Origin of the sequence: Sporosarcina contaminans (assembly GCF_042679045.1) — a bacterium.
In the GTDB taxonomy this organism is placed as follows: Bacteria; Bacillota; Bacilli; order Bacillales_A; family Planococcaceae; genus Sporosarcina; species Sporosarcina contaminans.
In genome coordinates, this window is the sequence record NZ_JBHTLT010000127.1 from 38,838 (window position 1) to 54,653 (window position 15,816).

The window sequence follows — 15,816 nt, forward strand, 5'->3', positions numbered from 1 at the left end:
AAATTCCTCTCCTTATTTCACCGAGAATCGGCGTGCTCTCGTTTGGTTTACATATCGTTCGTAGAGATCCGGTTCTTCTTCTTTGAATCGTTTGGAATCAAAACGGTTGGTAACGTACGATTTCCAAATGATTTGACGCTCTCCGATATAGCCCTTTTCGTTATCCTTCATCATGTCTTTGAGCTGATTTTCGTACTCTTTTTTCTGTGTTTCGATGGTCTTTAATTCAACATTGATTGCATCCAATGCATCGATCAGTGTCTCAGCTTCACTTGGCAGCATCGTTTCAGATGTTGGTTTGGATTCCGGGTACAATGCCTTCAGCAAATCCACCGAAGCTTGTGACCCATCGAAGGTTGGTGGCTCCTCCGCCAAAACATTGTTCAACCAAAAGTCCTTTTCAATCGTAATCAGGTAATTGATGATTTCCTCGTCTCGTTCGATACGTTTATAAAGAAATTTATTGCCACCGATCAATACGGCGATATACCATGCTTTATATCCCGTTACGGCCATGTAATGCTGGATTTGCAACAGATAAGCAGCAGGGATTTCTTCACCTTCCCAATCACCCTTCAAATACTCCGAAGCTGTCTTGCATTCCAATCCTTCACGTTTTCCAACAATGAGCCGATCTACGTTCGCTAACATCCACGGATATTCGGGATGCTTTAAGATTGCATTCCTACGTCTCACCTTTAGCCCTGTGCGTTTACTAAACTCTTGGGCTACAACGTCTTCCATCACATTGCCCCAGTATGCTGCCTCTCCTGCTGTGTCTTCTGTCGGCGTAGCGCCTACTTTGTCTAAATACACTCCAACTGGGGATTTCCATTTGTTTAGACCAGCAATAGCTGATACATCGCTGCCACCGATACCGTTTTTTCGGGCTTCGAGCCATTCCTGTCGGTTCATATCCAACGTGCTCGTTAAAATTTCCGCTTGCATGCAAATCCCTCCTATTGATTTTGTAAGAGGTCCTTATGTATAATGGTGTTGTATATGTTTGTCATAAGGACCTCATTGATCCGCTGTTGCTGCAGTGGATCTTTTATTTCGCTTCGTAAAACACCGCGCCCAACGTTTCCTGCAGGTAGTCCCTGATGTTTTCTTCGAGGACGACATGTCCACTGTCAGTCATGATGTACTTGTCTCCCGCTTGAATTTCCGATCCGAAGTAATCCTCAACCGGATAATCCTCCGCCTTGTAATTCGCGTTTCGGTAACGCTCATGCTCCAAGTAATCAATTTCCGGATAGCCTGTCCGCATCGTTTGCATGATTGCTGGATGTTCCAAGTCAATCCTCCTTTCTCGGTACTTGTCTGTGTTCCCAATCCCTAATGACAGACGACAATTTCGCTTGGCATTTCCCGCAGAATGTTTGGTTTTCGATCCATGCGTAGTAAACGATTTCGCCCGGCTTAAAATCCCGTTCGCATTCGCCGCAGAAGTTACTCCAAGCCCTTTGCATTTCGCTCACGCCGCTCTCTCCTTTCTAAGATGCGACCAATGATCATGAAGTACATCACAATCCAAGGCAACGCGATCACGATAATTTGAAGCTTTTCCGCCAATGTCAGCACATCCTCACCCTTTCCGATGGTTTGTTGAATCCCATCAAGAAGCCCATGAGTTTGCCGTGGGGTAGATTGGGAGGATTGGGGGTGTATCTCTCCTACCGCTCATAGGCTTCTTGACAGGAGCCAAAGCCCCTGTGGTATAATGTAAATACCAAATGATTTTTCACATCCGATTTGACGCTCCAACGTCAGTCGGTTTTTTTATTGTCTTTATGTCGATGCCGTGTTTTTGCATTTTTTCTATAAACGCTGTTAAATCTTGGCGAAGCTGTTTTTCCTCTGACCTCATAACAACCCTCCTAAGTTAATGAATCCGCCAACAATCGCTGTTCCGACTGTCGATAGAATAGTAGATAGTATCGTCATACCTTCCATTCCAGCGATAAATGCGACCAATACATCTTGTGATCCCGTTACCAGCGCCCATTTTTGGAACAGTGACATAGGTGGTTCTTTTACGTTGTTTTCGTATTTCGATATATCCGACTGGTTAACGTGCAACCGGTGAGCCATTTCTTCTTGATTCCAGCCTTTTCTTTCTCGACAAGCTCTTAGAATCGATCCATACAACATATCCTCACCCCCTTATTCCAAATTGGAATACTCTCTCTGTAAAGGGTGTTGTACTCTATAGATGTAGCCTCTCAAATACTCCGCAACAACAACCTCTTACACATACATTTCATTCTGCCGGGGTCTCTCCCCCGGCCCTCTCTCACACTTCAAGGAGTTAGTACTCTAAGCTTCCCGTATTCCTTCGGTTTGTCTTCCTTATCTTTCGACATCACAATCACTTCGGGCTTCGATCTTTCCACCATCCACTCGTCTATTAAGTCTTCTCGAAAAGTCCACTTTCGACGACCAGGGAACCGCAGAACAGGTAGCCCTTCCTCATGCACGTATTTACGCAGCGTGTTAATCGATACACCGATGTGCTCGGCAGCTTCTTTCGATGTCATCGTTCGCACGACATTCCCTCCTTTTCTTATTCGACTAACCTCAACTGTTGCTGAGTATTTAATCTTTTGATCTCCATGCGCAAAGCTGTATTCGGAGCCCACTCTTCTATAAACTGCAGAGCTTCCTCGAAACGCTTCTTCGGTAGTTCTCCGTATCTCGGAATCTCGAAGTAGGATTTAAAATCTCTCCAAAATTGCGAGAATGCTTTTTTGCCGATATCTTTATACGCCTTCGAATCTTTGCCTCCGAGACTTTCCATCACCTTGCCACGAGCGTTCATGTTTATGCGTTGTTCTTGCGCTCCGTTGATCCGCATGTGGTCTTTCAGATATTTCACATCAGACTCGACTGTTTCTAAACGTTCTTCGTGCTTCAGTGCTGTTTGCAATAGAAGCTTGGTGTTGTTCGGTTGCTTTAATCGCTCTTCCATCTGGTTGAAAGCATGTATATATTTCAATTTAAAATCCATAGCTTTTTTTCCGGTAAATCCCATTGCTAATAAAGTGAAGCCGTCACGATTCATTAGGTATATTTTCCTTGGCCTTCCATAGCTATCAGCCTCTTCCGACTCGTAGAACATCTCGGAAAAAGTTCCGACATCTTCTTTTAGCCTCTCAACGGACTTAATGACGTCATAATGTTCCCTACCAAAGTTCTCTGCGACAGAAATTGTAGTTGTGACAGCTTGCTGATCTTGCATGATGACTAATTGATTCATTTTTCGTTCCTCCTTACTTTTTTCTCTCACACCCATCAAACCGGATTCGTGTCACAGCTCTTTAACTCTGTTTGTCGCTCGCCTAATCGGGTCGTGGCGCAGGTGGCTATCAAATGCGGTTTGCTGGGTGTGAGGATGAAGAGTGCCTTAAATAACCCTCTTTTCGCTTTCTATTTCATCTTCACTAAGCGTATCGCTTAATTGATTTTCAAAAAAATCCTTTATATCTACTTCTAAGGCATTTGCTATCGCTTGAAGAGATTCTACATTAGGAATCCTCCTACCGATTGATATGCCATGATACCAAGCAACAGTCTTACCGCATTCTTTTGCAATATGGGTTTTAGTAACCCCTTTTCGAGTTCTAATTTCCTCGATCTTAAGATGAACAGGCTTCATATTATCCCTCCTCTCATATAAGCGAAACGCTTAACTTGAATTTAGTATAACTAAGCGTTACGCACAAGTCAACTACTTTATTAATATTTTTAAGCGAATCGCATATATTGTTAAACGATACGCTTAAATTTGGTATATTATTTTTGAGGTGTTCTTATGGCTATATTAGGAAAAAGGTTAAAGAAAGCGCGTGAAAACGCGGGGTACACCCAAATGGAAGCAGCGAAAAAATTAGGTGTGTCCAACGGAACTCTATCTGGATATGAAAGAAATTACAGAGATCCTGATACAGAAATCCTTAATGAAATGGCTGATCTTTATGATGTATCGGTTGAATGGTTAATGGGAAGAACTGAAAATCCTAATCGCTCAGATGAAGAAGAGTTCCAAGCGTTCGCATCCAATCCAAAGCTAAACCACTTTTTTAGAGATGTTGCAGCCAGCGAAGAACAAGATCAAGAAGAATTAAGACAAATATGGGAGATTATAAAACAGAGGAAAAAGTCAAAATGAGGGGGAGACGTTTTGGCACAGTGCACTTATTGCAATAAGAAAGGGTTCTTTCTTAAACTTTCTAATTTAGGGTTATGCATGCAATGCGAAGGTCCAGTCAAAATAGCAATAAATAGACATATTGAAATAATTCAGGAGTCCGCTGAACTTGTTGACAACTCAAAAGTCTTCGGTACTCGTATGGGTCGGCTTGATACTATAATTGATAATTTGAATGTGTTGCAAGAAGAGTACGTTTCCAAAGGTATTGTTCTTCCTTTCGACATACAGAATCAAAAGGATAAGATGGAATCGCTTAAGATTCAAATTATCGACGAAGAGGCCCACAAAAAAACTGAGGATTTTTTAAGAAAAGCAGGCTTAGCAAAAACTCTTAATACCAAAATAAATAATGCTAATAAAGCATTACTTTTTTTAAAAGAACTTCAGGATGATTATGGGTATGTAAATGAGACTCTTGGAATCGAAGTAATTCAATTTATACACGACTCGGAATACCAAGATCTTTTGTTGAAAGCTGAAAAAGAGGAGTTTAAAGAAAACTACAAAAAAGCTATTGATAGATACAAAGATGTCCTTTTCTTCCTTCGAAAAGATGATATTGATGATAGTTTACAACAAGACAAAATTTCATTTGTTGAGAATAAAATAGATAGCTTATCAGCAGCTATTATTAAGGGGTGAATTTATGTATTTCTTAGCCGTAATTCTTCCTCCAGTAGCCGTATTGCTCACCGGTAAACCAATCCAGGCTTTATTAAATTTTGTTTTAACTTTATTTTTTTGGATCCCAGGAGTTATCCACGCAATATTGGTTGTAAAGGATAAAAAAGATGATAAAAGAATGGTTAAACAAGCGAAAATAATAGCAAATGCAAACAAAGAATAATTCTGCCCTTTCAGGGCTTTTCTTTTAATCATTAAAACGAACACACGTTTGAGTTTCAAGGGGGACATCTCATGACACACCAGCAAAAAAATTATCATCAAAATCATATGGAAGCTTACATATATAAACTTCTTAATGAAATGAATATCACTCACCCGCTACAACTAAACATGTTCGACATCTCAGATAAATTAGGAGTGTATCTTCACTTATATGAGGGCAGCAGTCGTGGGATTATTGACGGGGATGAAAAATACATATTTTTAAATAAAAATTTATCACCTCCTGAATTACAGCAAGACTTCGGCCATGAATTGCACCATGTATTACACCATGCAGGCGATCAACGTAAAATGCATCCATTATTTATCGAACTACAGGAACGTCAGTCGAATAGCTTCATGTACGAATTTTGCGTACCTACATATATGTTGCAAAGTGTTAACCTCCCATTAGATAAGACAGATGCCATCAAGATGATTGTTGCTTTGTTTAATGTGACGCCAATTTTCGCAGCTGAAAGACTAAACCGGTATTACCAAAGATCGTTTGCTAACAGGATTGTTTATGGTGGGTTTTAATCTTATACCCTCAAAGGAGGTGATAGAAATGTGTTGATATGTCTTGATTACTATTTTTATAGATGAAAGGAGTATTGTAAATGGCAGGACATGCACGACAACGGGGTAAAGGGAAATGGCAATTAGAAGTTGATCTTGGCCATTATATTGACCCTAAAACCGGAAAAAAGAAGAGAAACAAAAAATACAAAACAATTACAGCAAAAGGACAACGTGAGGCTGAATTAGAGTTGGCTCGTTTTATCACTGAAGTTAAAGGCGATGACCATTTCGAAGGCAGGAAGATTAACTTTGTTGAGTTTGTTCAGAAAGAATGGTTTCCGAAATCAGTGATGCGGAATTTATCACATACTACGATTGCGAAATATGTCAATTACACAGAAAACCGCATATTGCCCGCCTTTCAGTATTTGCGCGTTGACCAAGTACAGCCGCAACATATAATTGATTTCTTGCATAACCTTGGCGAAGAAGGAATGAGACTGGATGATAAAAAGGGCAAGCTTGCCGACACAACGATTTATTACCATTATCGCATTTTAAAAGGGATATTTAATTACGCCGTAAGCAGTCGAATAATTGAGTCATCGCCAATGGACGGAATTGATCGGCCTAAGGTTAAGAAATCTAAAGTTGACGTGTACGATGATGACGAAGCCGCCGCCGTTGTCGAAGCCTTGGAATCAGAACTCTTACATTGGCGAGTCGCTATCAAGTTACTGATTACAACCGGCATGCGAAGATCTGAGTTGATGGGCCTTGATTTGGATAAGCATATTAATTACGAGGAAGGGATTGTACATGTCGAGCAGGCATTGACATATACAAAAGAGGAAGGATATCAAATACATGATATTAAAAAAGGTAATGGCAGTGAAAGTGAAGGTAAACGTGATATATATTTATCGAACATTGTCATAGACGATTTAAAGGTTTTACGCGAACAAAAGATGGAAGAGCGATCTGTATATGAGACGCTTTGGAGGGATGGCAAGCATAATCTCATTCTTTCCCACCCAAACGGCGAACCGTATAGCCCCTCTTCCGTCCGTACCTGGTGGGTGAGATTTTTGGAAAGGCACGAATTACGATATATAAAACCCCATGCCTTACGCCATACCTCAGCAACCATTCTTATCAACCAGGGCGTTCATCCGAAAACTATATCAGAACGTCTCGGGCATTCCGACATCAAAATCACGATGAATACGTATGGACATGCATTAAGAAAAGCCGACAAAGCAGCGACAGATAAATTTGATTCTATTTTTACGAAACAGGAAGATGACGAAAAATAATGCATTAAACACCACTATGAATTACCTTGTTTTTCGTTTTGGTCGGCAAAATGTCGGCAAAAAAGACGGCGCTTCCTTTTCAGATTCACAATGAACCTTCAAGAAACGCCGTCACTTCAATGTTTTCCTCTATGGAGCATAGGGGGTTCGAACCCCTGACCTTCACACTGCCAGCGTGACACTCTCCCAGCTGAGCTAATGCCCCGAAAATATATACAAATCAATTATAACAAGGGGCAATATAAAAGACAATGATACATGAAGCTGTTTTCAGTTTATATCAAATGAACTTCACGATAATGCTTGCTGAACACTAACATTCGATCATATCTGATACAATATAAAGTAAGAAAAGACAATGGATTGGGGGAAACCTTCTTGCAGCATGCTGAACGTGAAATCAAGAACGAAGTTTTTCTTTGCGACCGGAAAGGTCTATTGAATCCTGAGGCGATTGGCTTTGCTCGAAAGCCGATCATTACGAGCAACTTACGTGGCCACTTCATGCGAAAGAAAAAGTGGAATTATTGGTGTGTGTTTGGAGAAGATCTCATGTTTTCCGCAACGATCAGTCATCTTGATTATGCGGCAGTCTGTTTTGTCTATATATTGGATTATGAAACGCAACGTTTTTTTGAAAAACAAATTACGATTCCTTTAAGCCGAAAGGTGAAAATGCCTGAGGATGTATTAGGCAATGTGAAATTCGTGAATGACCAGCTCTCTCTCCAATTTGTCCATCTTCAAAACGAAACACATCTTTCTGTCACCATTCAAGACTTTGACAATGAAGTGTTGCACGCTGATTTGCATATTATACATCCCGAGGAAGACGAGTCATTGAATGTTGTCATTCCGAAAAATCGTGAAATTTTCCAATTCACAGCGAAGCATCATTCCTTACCGACTTCCGGCTTTGTTAAAATTGGCAGAAGACGGTACGATTTCAATCCTGACTATAGTTTTTCCGTTTTGGATTACGGCCGCGGGGTTTGGCCCCGCAAAGCTGAATGGAATTGGGCAATGGCTTCACAGCGAGCTGGCGGCCGCAGGATCGGGCTTAATTTTGGAGGCAAGTGGACAGACGGCACTGGAATGACAGAAAATGCCGTGTTCATTGATGGGAAAATGACGAAAATCCACGAAGACGTACTCTTTCATTATGACCCAAGCAACTTTTTACGTCCTTGGACTATTCGGACACGTTTTTCAAACGATGTTCAACTGACATTTACCCCCTTTTTTAAGCGTGTAGCCAAAACGAATGTGCAGGTCGTCAGCTCAGAAGTACATCAGCTTGTCGGATACTTCAACGGCCGCATTAAACTTTACGACGGCTCGACATTAACTGTAAGGCAAATGTTAGGCTGCTCTGAAGAGCATATAGCAAAATGGTAATGTTAACGGCAGCTATGTAACGCGTTACAATATCCTTTGTAACGCTTTTTCAAACATTTTCTTACTTCCTTTGACTCAAATTCAGATCTCTATGGTTTAAATTTTTCCTTTCGTGGAAAAATGAAAATAGAGAATATAGAGAGGTCGTGAATCTGTTGAAGAAATTCAGCCTGTTAGGAACTTTCCTATTGGCATCCATCCTAATGCTATCTGCATGCGGAAAATCTGACCAAAAGAATAACAACAACACTCAAGAAAATGATCAAAGTACGGATAGTGTTACAAATGTTTCCGATGAATCTGGCGGCACCATTAACCAAGGCGACGGGTATGGATTCGATAAGTTCGACTTGGAAATCGAAGTGGACGGCAAAGATGCGATTGACGTGGAATACGACGTAGATAAGGATGTAGATGCTTCGTATCAAGATCAATTGACGAATATCCATTTAAAAGACACGGAAGCGATCGATAAATTAGATGAGTTTTTCATGAAGCTTAAATTGACGAAAGATACTTCCGGTGAAGATGCCCGAGATGCCATTTTGGAATGGTTCGGCTTGGATAACTACTCCAAATTTGAATTGGAAGTTGATTTTGATGATGGCAATGAATTGAATTTCCAAGAGACGAAATAACAAGAAGAGACATTCTGGGTTTTCCAGATCGTCTCTTCTTCTGCTTTCAACGATTGCTCACACTTTCGATTCCAAAAGCATGTTGTAATAAACTCCTTGCCGCTCAATCAATTCTTCCTGGCTGCCTGATTCAATGAGCTCTCCTTGCCCCATTACATATACTGTATCAGCCTTCCGTACAGTGTTCAGCCTATGGGCAATGACAAAACTCGTCCTTCCTTCCATAAGCCTATCGAGCGCTTCCTGAATCTCCAGCTCCGTCACCGTATCAATGCTGCTCGTCGCTTCATCCAACAATAGCAATACTGGATCGGCAACTAACGCCCTCGCAATTGACAGAAGCTGTTTCTGACCTTGTGAAATCTCTCCGCCATCGGCTGTCAGCACAGTGTCATATCCATTTTCCAATCGAGAAACGAAATTATGCGCATTTGCCTTTTTCGCAGCTTCTATTACTTCTTCATCCGTTGCATCCAAACGGCCATAACGAATATTTTCCATAACGGTCGCTTCAAAAAGGAATGGATCTTGCAAAACAAATGCCATATGGTTGCGCAATGTCTTCCGAGGGAGCTCGCGAATTGAAATGCCATCGATGTAAATATCGCCTTTATCTACTTCATAGAAACGCGCCAACAATTGCATGATCGTCGTTTTCCCTGCTCCGGTTGCACCGACGAAGGCGGCTGTCTCGCCAGGCTTCACGTGGAATGAAACATTTTTGATCGTATAACCATCCGTATCGACAGAATATCCGAAAGAGACATCCTTGAACTTTACATCTCCCGTTAAAATTGTATCCTCGTGCTCTGTCGCATCATCTTCTTCAATTGGTTCATCCATAATTTTAAAAACCCGCTCCGCACCAGCAATCGCTGAAAGCACTGTATTGAACTGGTTGGAAAGATCATTCAGTGGCCTTGTGAATTGACGTGCATATTCTGAAAATATGACGATCGTTCCGATTGTAACGATGCCGTTCCCTTTTAAAGCTAACAGTCCCCCAACGCCCGCCACAATCGCAAAGCTTGCGTTGTTTAGCATGTTCATCACTTTTGGAATGAAACCTGCATACGTCAATGCCCAAAAACCTGTCCTGCGAAGATAGCTGCTTTTTTCGGCAAATTCCTCCATCATTCGCTCTTCCTGCGAAAATGCTTTGACGATCCGCTGACCAGAAATCGTTTCTTCAATCATTCCGTTCAATTCACCAACCGCTCGTTGCTGTTCCTTATAAAGCAATCCTGTACGGCGTGTAATCCAGCGAACCGCGATAAACATGACGGGCACGATAACCATCGTCAGCAATGTCAAAATCGGGCTTAAATATAACATGACCGCCAACGTGCCGACTAATGTCAAGATACTTGAAAACACTTGCACGAAAGAAGAGTTTAATGTTTGGCTGACGTTTTCAATATCATTCGTCACCCGGCTCATCAATTCCCCATGCTGTCTTCGATCAAAAAATGACACCGGCAGCTTTTGCAAATGAGAAAACAAGTCTGTCCGCAGCCGTAATACTGTTTTTTGTGCAATACCTACCATCCAAAAACTTTGGAAATAAAGTGCGAATGAAAGACCAACATAGATAGCAATTAGCAATCCAATTTTTCCTGCCAAGCCATCGAACTGCATTGGAATAATGTGTAGGTCAATGATTTTACCAATTAAGAAAGGTCCTAACAACGACAGGACGGAACTGACAAACACTAATGACAGAACCGTAATGAGCAGGGCTCGCTGTTCATCGACTAATTTCCAAATTCTCCAAAGCACCGATTTCCAATCGCTTGCCCGCTCTACTTTTTTGCGGGACGGACCTTTAATATCCTCTTTCCTTATGATCGGTTCGTATCCGAATGGTTTACGAATGGTTCGCAACATCGATCACCGCCTCCTCTTCTGATTGAGATTGTGCGATTTTACGGTAGAGCGCGGATTGCTCCATCAAATCGGCATGCGTACCGTAACCGACTACTTTCCCTTCATCCAACAGAAGGATATGATCTGCGCCTTTGGCAGTTTGGATTTTCTGGGTAACGACTAACATCGTTGCACGCTCCCCTTCCAAAGCATCCCACAATGCCGTTTCTGTTTTAACGTCCAGTGCGCTCGTACTGTCATCTAAAATAAGTATGGACGGCTTCCGGACAAGTGCTCTTGCAATGGAAAGACGTTGCTTTTGCCCGCCCGATAAGTTGACACCTTTTTGCCCTACGCGCGTTTCATACTTTTTAGGAAATAAATCAATCGACTCATGGATTTGCGCCTTTTTTGCTGCCTCTTCCAATTCGTCGACCGGAGCGTCTGTATCTCCCCAGGATAAATTCTCCATTATTGAACCTGTAAATAAAATCGATTGCTGCGGGACAAGACCAATGGCATCCCGAAGCTCCTTTAGTGGCCAGTCGCGAACTTCTTTGCCGCTAACATAGATCTCCCCGTCAGTCGGGTCGAAAATACGCGGTATTAAATTAAGCAAAGTCGACTTACCCGCTCCTGTCGATCCCATAATCGCCAATTTTTCTCCCGGTGACACATGGAAGGAAACTCGATCCAAAATAGGTTCTGCTTTACCCGGATAATAGAAGGACACGTCTTCAAAACGCAAATCTCCTTCCAAGTCGATCATTCCAGAGATTTCCCCTTGATGGTCTTCTAAATCGTCATTCGCCAACAACACTTCTTCCATCCGCTCAGCTGAAGCTTTTGCACGGGATAGCGAAACGATAATGAAGGCGAACATTGAGAACGCTCCTGTCATTCGCAGTGCATAGTTAACAATCGCGACAAGTTCACCGACTTGGGCATCTCCGCTCTGGATTTCCCCCGCCCCAAACCAAAGCACGGCCATTAAGCTCGCATTCATAATGAACAGCAGCACTGGCAAAATAAGCTCCATCATCCGCATTGCAGTCACTGTATTTTTACGCAATAAATCCGCTACTTTCGAAAAACGGGTTGCTTCGTAAGCGCCGCGTAAATAGGCTTTAATAAGCCTAACAGCTTGTAAATTCTCTTGAATGACCCGATTGACCCGGTCCAGACGTTTCTGCACTTGGGCAAACAAACCGACTCCTTTACGTGCCATGACGATTAAAAAAATGAGCAGAACCGGTGCGCCAATCAATAAATAAAGCGCCAATTTCACATTGACGACAAATGCCATGACGAGGCTTCCTACGACTAACAATGGAGCTCGCAGCATAATGCGTAGCCCCATGAACAAGACGTTTTGCACCATCGTAATATCACTCGTCAATCTTGTAATTAAACCTGAAGTTGGAAACCTGAGAAATGTTGCCATCGTAAAAGACTGAACTTGGCGAAACAACGCCTGCCTCAAGTCAAATGCAAAGCTTTGTGAAGCATGAGCCGCAAAAAAGGAGTTGACTCCGCCTGCGAAGAAAGCGATAAATGATAAAGCCATCATGACACTTCCCCATGTCCAAATGACCTTTACATTTTCAGCTAAAATCCCATCATCAATTATTTTAGCAATCAGCAACGGCTGAATTAGTTCAACAGATAACTCCATCAGCATTAATAGTAGCGCGATTACAATTAGCCATTTGTAGGGCTTGGCGTAAGAAAATACGGTCTTCATGTTACAACCCCCAAAAATCTTTCGGTTTACGAATTATATTTGTCATCATTATGCCACAGTTTAGACAATCTGTATAGCGAATGAAAGAATTTTTATTCACTTACAACTGTTCCGATAATAAAAATAGAATTGCAAAAAGAAGAACACCATTATGCATCCTCCTCAGACTGTAGACAAAGTATTATTTCACTTTGTCAATAATCTTTTGAAGGTTTTTGGTTATGGGATAAGTGTTTGCATAGCTTGGCTTGAAAACGCTTGCCATATGGAAGGCAGTCTAAGTGAGCGACTTCCGCAGCACTTTAATTTCCGCAAGTAACGCAGAAAAGCTGCAAATCGAACTCTTCATTGTTCAATTCGCAGTATGTGAACGTTTGTCAAGAAGCCGAGAAGGAAGCTGTTATGCATCCTCCTTCACTTTACTTCCTGCCACTGATAAACCTGTAACTCCAACGAGCATAATGAGAGCACCTATCATCTGGTATGCAGCTAATACTTGACCGAACCATAAAACAGAAATCACCATTGCTGTTAACGGCTCGAAGCTCGATAGTATGCTCGTTTCAACTGGAGAAATATATTTCATACTGCCAAGGAACAATAAAAAGGCGGCTGTTCCAACTACAATAATAAGTAAAAGAACGGCTGAAATTTTACTATCCGTTAATACATTGAGCTCTTTTGGGAAATTCATCACATTGAAAATGAATAGCACTATACCTCCAACTAACATTCCCCACCCAACGACGATCAATACGCCCCATTCATCCATAAGTCGCACAGGGTAAAGTGTATAAAAAGCAAAAGCAAATCCGACTGCAACGCCCCACAAAAGTGCCTCACTGGAAAGTGCGATCCCCGAAAACGTCCCATTGGTCAATAAAAGAAAAAGACCTGTTAGCGTAACAGCCATCCCGATGATTTGCGCAATCGGCGGCTTCGATTTTTGACGCAATGAAACGAAAAGGATAATATATATTGGTGCTAAAAACTGAAATAACGTTGCAATGACAGCATTGCTTGACTCAATTGAACCTACAAAAGTGAGTTGCACACCTAACATGCCAAAAATACCAAAGATCATCAGTTGTCTTAACCATACTTTATGGCGCAATGGCTGCAAGATAGCAATTCCTTTGATTTTTAAGGCAAATAGAATTCCTGCCCCTGCTAAAATGAGACGAATAATTAACATAAAGGAGATGGACATATGGCTTGCTGCCAATAGCCATTCAATCATCGGGCCAGTTGCTCCCCAGAGCATAGCGCCAAAAATAATCATCATAATGCCTTTTACTCTTTTCATTAAAAACACCTGCCAATTTCACGATTTGTTTACAAATTACATAGGTATATAGTAATTTTCCATAGATAGGATGTTTAATTGGCAAACTTCCTATATAATAAATACCATAACATCCGAAAGGGGACAGATAGATGAATTCGGCAAATGAAAAAACCCCGACAGAATTGCCGCATATCATGAAAGGTCTCGAACAATTTTATATGGTAACCCGTACGGATGGTGAAGGCTTGATAACCTATTCAAATAACAACTTCTTAGCAACAAGCAAATGGACACCAAAACGTATAATGGGAAAGTCTTTTTGGCAGATGTTTCCCGATAATGAGGATAACCAATTGGAAGCGCACACGATTTGGAATCGAGTTCTAAACGGCAAAACATGGTTTGGATCCATCGAAAAAATGACACGCCATGGCGATCCATATTTCGTTAAAATGCTTGCTATTCCAATAATGAATTCCAATAAAAAATTAGAATCTGCCACCTTCATCGAATTGGATATAACCGATGATGTGAAGTTGAAGGAACAGCTTCAGCAAATTGCGTTCCTCGACTTTGAGACGGGACTTATGAGCCGCCATAAATTAGAGACGATGGTAAACGAATTTATTCGGGACGATCGACATTTTTCTTTTGTTTATATTACAATCGATCATTATTATACACTCAAAGATTTGCAATCATATGATTCTGAGTCGATTTTAATACAAGAGTTCACGAATCGGTTAAAAAGATTTTTCCAAGATGAGCCGATTGCGCGGGTCGGCGTAAGCCAATTCGTCGTATTGACGTCTTTCGGCGACTGGTTTGTACAAGGCTTTCTATCTTTCTTGAAAGAGCAGCCGATCTATATTGACAATAAAGCACTTCCGCTAACAGTGAGCGGTGGCATAGTCCGTTATCCAGAGGACCAGCAAACATTTACACATCTAATTAAAGCGGCTTTAACCGCAACGAAAAACATTACAGACCAAGGCGGCGGCAAAATCGCATGCCTTTCGACGGAATCCCATGTCATATTGAATCGCCGTTCGAAAATAGATAAAAAAATGCTCACTGCTTTGGACCATCGTAATTTACAAGTCGTCTACCAGCCGCAAATGGATATCGCTACAGGTGAGACGACTGTTTATGAGGCACTAGTTAGATGGCAAGATGAAGAATTAGGCTATATTATGCCAGATGAATTAATACCGATTGCCGAAGAAAACGGACATATTCATGCAATTGGCGCATTCGTCATTGAAGAAGCGGCAAAAATGGCGGTCACTCTATCGAACAAGAAGCATGATGCCATTATTTCCGTCAATACATCCGTTAGAGAATTCAATAATTCTCAAATGCATGAAAAATTAACGAATATATTAGAGAAAACAAAGTGCCCTTCCAATAAAATCCAACTGGAAATCACTGAAAAGTTTGCTTTGCAGGCAGAGCAAGAACATTCAATTGTTTTGCAGATGAAAAAGCTGCAAGAAGACGGCATCCAATTCACATTAGATGATTTCGGAACCGGCTACGCATCGTTCCGTTATATGCAAAGCTTGCCGATTTCTAAAGTGAAAATCGACAAAGTCTTTATCCAGTCTTTATTAACAATGCCTAAAAACAAGAAGCTGGTCGAAGGAATGATTCTTTTCAGCAAAACAATGGGCTTTTACGTTGTTGCTGAAGGCGTCGAATCCGAAGAACAGTTTGAACTGTTGAAGGAAATGGGCGTAGATGCGGTGCAAGGCTATTATATCGGGGCTCCTGTCACTGCGGAGGAGATCTTTCAAAACTTATAGGCTAAAGCTAAATGAATTCCACATGATATAAAAAATGGGGCTGTCCAGAAAGTCAGTGAAAACTGATTTTCTGTGATAGTCCCTTTCTGGTTGGAGAATAAATGGGGAACCCCTGACAACCGTCGCTTTCCGTTCCAG

Annotated in this window: 19 protein-coding genes and 1 tRNA gene; 8 read left to right on the forward strand and 12 right to left on the reverse strand. The window is 41.5% G+C overall.

What is annotated here, in order from left to right; translation table 11 throughout:
* Window positions 1-12: 12 nt before the first annotated feature.
* From ACFQ38_RS16375 to ACFQ38_RS16410, 8 genes are all read right to left on the reverse strand, one after another.
* Window positions 13-948, reverse strand: a complete 936-nt coding sequence (locus tag ACFQ38_RS16375; RefSeq protein WP_381482286.1) for a YqaJ viral recombinase family nuclease — start codon at window positions 946-948, stop codon at window positions 13-15.
* Window positions 949-1,051: 103 nt separating this feature from the next.
* Entirely contained in the window at window positions 1,052-1,297 is a 246-nt protein-coding gene (locus ACFQ38_RS16380) for a YqaI family protein (protein ID WP_381482288.1), read from the reverse strand.
* 155 nt (window positions 1,298-1,452) lie between these two features.
* Window positions 1,453-1,575, reverse strand: coding sequence for a hypothetical protein (locus tag ACFQ38_RS16385; RefSeq protein WP_381482290.1), 123 nt, complete (start codon window positions 1,573-1,575; stop codon window positions 1,453-1,455).
* A gap of 169 nt (window positions 1,576-1,744) precedes the next feature.
* On the reverse strand, window positions 1,745-1,870 hold the full coding sequence (locus ACFQ38_RS16390) for a hypothetical protein (protein ID WP_381482292.1): 126 nt from the start codon (window positions 1,868-1,870) through the stop codon (window positions 1,745-1,747).
* On the reverse strand, window positions 1,867-2,154 hold the full coding sequence (locus ACFQ38_RS16395) for a helix-turn-helix domain-containing protein (RefSeq protein ID WP_381482294.1): 288 nt from the start codon (window positions 2,152-2,154) through the stop codon (window positions 1,867-1,869). Before ACFQ38_RS16395 ends, ACFQ38_RS16390 begins: the two co-directional genes overlap by 4 nt.
* A gap of 149 nt (window positions 2,155-2,303) precedes the next feature.
* Window positions 2,304-2,540, reverse strand: coding sequence for a helix-turn-helix domain-containing protein (locus ACFQ38_RS16400; RefSeq protein WP_381482317.1), 237 nt, complete (start codon window positions 2,538-2,540; stop codon window positions 2,304-2,306).
* A 26-nt stretch (window positions 2,541-2,566) separates the two neighbouring features.
* Window positions 2,567-3,259 (reverse strand): ORF6C domain-containing protein, encoded by a 693-nt coding sequence (locus ACFQ38_RS16405; protein WP_381482296.1) that lies wholly within the window; start codon window positions 3,257-3,259, stop codon window positions 2,567-2,569.
* 147 nt (window positions 3,260-3,406) lie between these two features.
* Window positions 3,407-3,658, reverse strand: a complete 252-nt coding sequence (locus ACFQ38_RS16410; RefSeq protein ID WP_381482298.1) for a helix-turn-helix domain-containing protein — start codon at window positions 3,656-3,658, stop codon at window positions 3,407-3,409.
* A gap of 156 nt (window positions 3,659-3,814) precedes the next feature.
* On the opposite strand from ACFQ38_RS16410, the gene ACFQ38_RS16415 reads away from it, so the two are divergent.
* The 5 genes from ACFQ38_RS16415 (at window position 3,815) to ACFQ38_RS16435 (ending at window position 6,939) form a co-directional block, all read left to right on the forward strand.
* Window positions 3,815-4,171 carry a helix-turn-helix domain-containing protein gene (locus tag ACFQ38_RS16415; protein WP_381482300.1) on the forward strand — a complete coding sequence of 119 codons (357 nt, stop codon included), beginning with the start codon at window positions 3,815-3,817 and terminating at the stop codon, window positions 4,169-4,171.
* A 12-nt stretch (window positions 4,172-4,183) separates the two neighbouring features.
* Window positions 4,184-4,855 (forward strand): hypothetical protein, encoded by a 672-nt coding sequence (locus ACFQ38_RS16420; protein WP_381482302.1) that lies wholly within the window; start codon window positions 4,184-4,186, stop codon window positions 4,853-4,855.
* A gap of 4 nt (window positions 4,856-4,859) precedes the next feature.
* Complete coding sequence (locus ACFQ38_RS16425) at window positions 4,860-5,060, forward strand: YqaE/Pmp3 family membrane protein (RefSeq protein WP_381482304.1); 201 nt, start codon at window positions 4,860-4,862, stop codon at window positions 5,058-5,060.
* A 71-nt stretch (window positions 5,061-5,131) separates the two neighbouring features.
* Complete coding sequence (locus tag ACFQ38_RS16430; protein ID WP_381482306.1) at window positions 5,132-5,641, forward strand: ImmA/IrrE family metallo-endopeptidase; 510 nt, start codon at window positions 5,132-5,134, stop codon at window positions 5,639-5,641.
* Between the two features lie 80 nt (window positions 5,642-5,721).
* Window positions 5,722-6,939, forward strand: a complete 1,218-nt coding sequence (locus ACFQ38_RS16435) for a tyrosine-type recombinase/integrase (RefSeq protein WP_381482308.1) — start codon at window positions 5,722-5,724, stop codon at window positions 6,937-6,939.
* A 132-nt stretch (window positions 6,940-7,071) separates the two neighbouring features.
* Here ACFQ38_RS16435 and ACFQ38_RS16440 read toward each other — a convergent pair.
* Window positions 7,072-7,144, reverse strand: a tRNA-Ala gene (locus tag ACFQ38_RS16440).
* A gap of 173 nt (window positions 7,145-7,317) precedes the next feature.
* Between ACFQ38_RS16440 and ACFQ38_RS16445 the strand changes: the two genes are divergently transcribed.
* Both ACFQ38_RS16445 and ACFQ38_RS16450 read left to right on the forward strand, forming a co-directional pair.
* The gene (locus ACFQ38_RS16445; RefSeq protein WP_336822995.1) at window positions 7,318-8,337 is read left to right on the forward strand and encodes a DUF2804 domain-containing protein; all 1,020 of its coding nucleotides are present in this window, start codon (window positions 7,318-7,320) and stop codon (window positions 8,335-8,337) included.
* A gap of 155 nt (window positions 8,338-8,492) precedes the next feature.
* A complete protein-coding gene (locus ACFQ38_RS16450; RefSeq protein WP_336824346.1) occupies window positions 8,493-8,975 on the forward strand; it encodes a YusW family protein in 483 nt (160 codons plus the stop codon).
* Between the two features lie 57 nt (window positions 8,976-9,032).
* Here ACFQ38_RS16450 and ACFQ38_RS16455 read toward each other — a convergent pair whose 3' ends face one another.
* The 3 genes from ACFQ38_RS16455 to ACFQ38_RS16465 all read right to left on the reverse strand — a co-directional run bounded on the left by ACFQ38_RS16455 (window position 9,033) and on the right by ACFQ38_RS16465 (window position 13,891).
* The gene (locus ACFQ38_RS16455) at window positions 9,033-10,862 is read right to left on the reverse strand and encodes an ABC transporter ATP-binding protein (protein ID WP_381482311.1); all 1,830 of its coding nucleotides are present in this window, start codon (window positions 10,860-10,862) and stop codon (window positions 9,033-9,035) included.
* Window positions 10,843-12,585 carry an ABC transporter ATP-binding protein gene (locus ACFQ38_RS16460; protein ID WP_381482313.1) on the reverse strand — a complete coding sequence of 581 codons (1,743 nt, stop codon included), beginning with the start codon at window positions 12,583-12,585 and terminating at the stop codon, window positions 10,843-10,845. Before ACFQ38_RS16460 ends, ACFQ38_RS16455 begins: the two co-directional genes overlap by 20 nt.
* Window positions 12,586-12,985: 400 nt before the next feature.
* Entirely contained in the window at window positions 12,986-13,891 is a 906-nt protein-coding gene (locus ACFQ38_RS16465) for a DMT family transporter (protein WP_381482315.1), read from the reverse strand.
* Window positions 13,892-14,022: 131 nt separating this feature from the next.
* On the opposite strand from ACFQ38_RS16465, the gene ACFQ38_RS16470 reads away from it, so the two are divergent.
* Window positions 14,023-15,678 (forward strand): sensor domain-containing protein, encoded by a 1,656-nt coding sequence (locus ACFQ38_RS16470; RefSeq protein WP_336824342.1) that lies wholly within the window; start codon window positions 14,023-14,025, stop codon window positions 15,676-15,678.
* The last annotated feature ends 138 nt before the right edge of the window (window positions 15,679-15,816 follow it).